This window comes from Rubrivirga sp., assembly GCF_049648075.1.
Classification (GTDB): Bacteria; Bacteroidota; Rhodothermia; order Rhodothermales; family Rubricoccaceae; genus Rubrivirga.
Genome location: NZ_JBARYR010000734.1, coordinates 1 through 3070 on the forward strand (window position 1 = coordinate 1; position 3070 = coordinate 3070).

At 72.2% G+C, this 3070-nt stretch carries 1 protein-coding gene; it reads right to left on the reverse strand.

Annotated elements, in window-relative coordinates; all coding sequences use genetic code 11:
* A partial coding sequence (locus WBA11_RS19380) for an exodeoxyribonuclease V subunit gamma (RefSeq protein WP_424522272.1) occupies positions 1–2930 on the reverse strand: 2930 nt, incomplete at its 3' end.
* Positions 2931–3070: the final 140 nt, after the last annotated feature.

Consider the following 3070-nt stretch of genomic DNA (forward strand, 5'->3'; position numbering starts at 1 on the left):
GCACCGGGCGCTCCGCCGGGCAACACGCCCTCGCGGAGCAACCGTTGCTCGAGGTCGTCGCCCTCCAAGCCGTCCAAGAGCGCATCGAGCAAGGCTTGCCGGACGCGCCACTGCTCGAGCCCGTTCATGGTCACCGGCTCGTCGTCGCGGACGGCGTCGTCATCGAGGTCGAGGCTCGCGCGCAGTCTCTGGCGAACGGTGTAGCGGCTCGGGTGCGCCCAGGCGTCGGCGAGCTCGGCGAGCGTTAACTCCGGCGTCCCGTCGCTCGCCTCGGGCGTCGGTAGGGGCGAGCCGTCCAGGAACGGAGCGGGCGGCGTCGAGGTCGTGTACTTGACGCGGTGCTGGCCGGCGTAGCTCGGCCGGAGCGGCGCGGCCTCGAACCGCGAGGTTGACGAAGCCAGGACGGGTGCGCCGTCGCCGCCGACCTCGAGGGGAACAGAATCGGCCTCGAGGCCGGACCCATCGAGGACGCGGAAGTAGTCGTCGGCGAAGGGTTGGAGACGGTGGCGGACGACCAGGTGCCGGGCGTCGTCCCCCCAGTGTTGTCGAGCCGCGTCCAGAAACGCGTCCAAGCAGACCGAGGCGGCGCGCTCGGCGTTGTCCTTCTGGCTCCGCCCGACGTAGCTCAGGATGAGACGGTCGCGGGCGGACAAGACGGCGTCGAGGAACAGTTGCTTTTCGGTCTCCCGGGGCGAGGCGTCGCCGGGCTGGGGGGCGTGGGCGAGCAGGTCGAAGCCGGGCGCGGCCTCGACGCGCGGCCAGACGCCGTCGTTGAGTCCCAAGAACGCGACGACGCGGAACGGCGCGTGGCGGAGCTCGAGCGGGTGGGCGACGGTCACCTTGCCGGTCAGGACCGGCTCGCGCGTCTCGATCGAGGCCGTCGCGCCGTCGAGGTGCGAGCGGACGGCGCGGAACGAGATCTCCGTCTCGGGCGCCTCAGCCAGATCGTGCAGGTCCCCGAGCCCGGCGATCACGGTCCGCAGGAAGACGACGGCCTCGACCTCCTCGTCGGCCTGGGGCGAGAAGGCGGCGTCCAAGAACAGCAGCAGTTGAGCGGGCCAGTCGGCGAGCGTTCGCGGCCGGTCGATCGCGTCGAGCCTCGAAAAGAGCGCCTCGGCCCACTCGGCGAACCGGCCGAGCAAGTCGGCGCCATCGAGGCCGGCGACGTCGCACGGCGCGTGGCCCAGCACCAAGCCGTCGCTCGCGCCCGTCATCACGCCCAGCAGCAGCCGGTCGAGGCCGAACCGCCAGGTGTGCAGGTCGTCGTCGGGCAGGCCGAACCGGGCCTTCCGCTCGCCGGTGAGCCCCCAGCAGACGCCGGCCTCGGCGACCCAACCGCGCAGGCGCGGGATCTCTTCCTCGCGGATCCCGGCGGCCTGGCGCACGACCGGGTAGCTCAACAGGTCCAGCAGCTCGCTCGCCGTCACGCGCCCGTCGTGCATCCGCAGCGCCTTCTTGAACGCCTCGACCACGCGCAGCGCCGGCGCGTGCGGGTGGTGGACGACGTGGACCGGCAGCCGCAGTCCGTCGGCTGCGTCCTCGGCCCCGAACACCGCGTCCACCAATGGCGCATAGACCTCGAGGTCGGGGGCCATGACCAGGACGTCGCTCGGGCGCAGGTCGGGCGTCTCGGCGAAGGCGTCGAGGAGCGAATCGCGCAGGGCCTCGAGTTCGCGCCGGGGCGAGTGGCAGTCGTGGACGCGGATCGAGCGGTCGGCGCGGTCGAGCGGGACGGGCGTCGGGACGACGTCGCCGGCGAGGGCGGCCTGGAGTTGGTGCAGCGCGGACGCGTCCTCGAGGTCGGGTCTCGTCCTCGAGGGCGGCGACTCGGATTGTGTCCTCGAGGTCGGACCCATTCTCTCGTGCGAGGCCTCCCCGCGGAGGCGGGAATCCAGAGCGTGGGTAGCACCGCGCTCGCCACTCTGGATCCCCGCCTCCGCGGGGATGACGGCTGGGGGTGAGGTGCTTGCACCCGGCCTCGAGGGCGGCTCTACCTCGCCCTCTCTGTAGGGGCGACCCGGTGGGTCGCCCGGCCCGACCTCGATGCTGAGTCCCGCCCCCAGCGCCGCACCGCCGCCCGTCCTCGAGGACGACCACGACAACCGCTTCGGCAGCGGCGCGCCGATCTCCGCCATCACATGCCAGTAGTCCCGCGTCCGGCCTGCGAGGGCGCGGAGCAGCGGGTGCTCGTGTGGATCCGTCCGAGGGTGATCGCCTGGCGTGACGGTGTAGAACGTGACCGGCCGGTGCCGCGCCATCCCGGCCAGAATGCGCAGGTGAGCCGGCGGCGACACCAGGCCGCCGAAGACCGAGACGCGCGGAGGGAGCCCGAGCCCCGGATCGGCGCGGTTCAGGCGTTCCTCCAAGGCGACGAACTGACTCGCGAGGTCCGGCAGACCGTCTTGCCGCAGCGTCCGCCACAGCTCGGCCTGCCACGCGCCGTGCGAAAAGTCCGAAACGGGATCTCGGCCGCGCTCCCACTCCTGGAGCACGTGGGGCCGGTACGTTTGGTAGTCGTCGAACAAGGCGGCGACGCGGCGCGCCAATGGCATCGTCTGGCCTCCGGTCTTGTCGAGGTAGGCGCGGAGCGGCGCGTACACCGGGTCCACCGTCTCGCCGTCGCGGATCGCATCGAGGACGGGCTGGAGGCGCCACGCCAACGGCCCGGCCTCGTACGGCTGAGTGTCCATCGTGAGCCCCGCGTATCGCATCACGAGAGAGACCGGGGCCGGCAGGTCGAGGGCGGCGGCGCAGCCCAGTCGCCGGGCCAGGGCCTGGGTCAGCCACGCACGGAGCCCGGCGTTCCGAGCGATCACGACCGTCTCGCGCTGGAGCGGGTCGAGCGGGTCGGCCTCGATGGCGTCGGAGAACCGCTCGAACAAGGGCTCGAGGGCCGGCGCGGTGACGACGTGGAGGTCGCGAGCGGTCACAAACAAGGGCACAGGGGGACGACGGAATCTAGAGGCGTCGGCGGCCTCGAGGACGGCCCTCGCACACCCGTCTGCACACACCGCTCCGCAGGCGCGCGAACCGACCTCGAGGACGAGACGTTGACGACGCTTCTATGCGA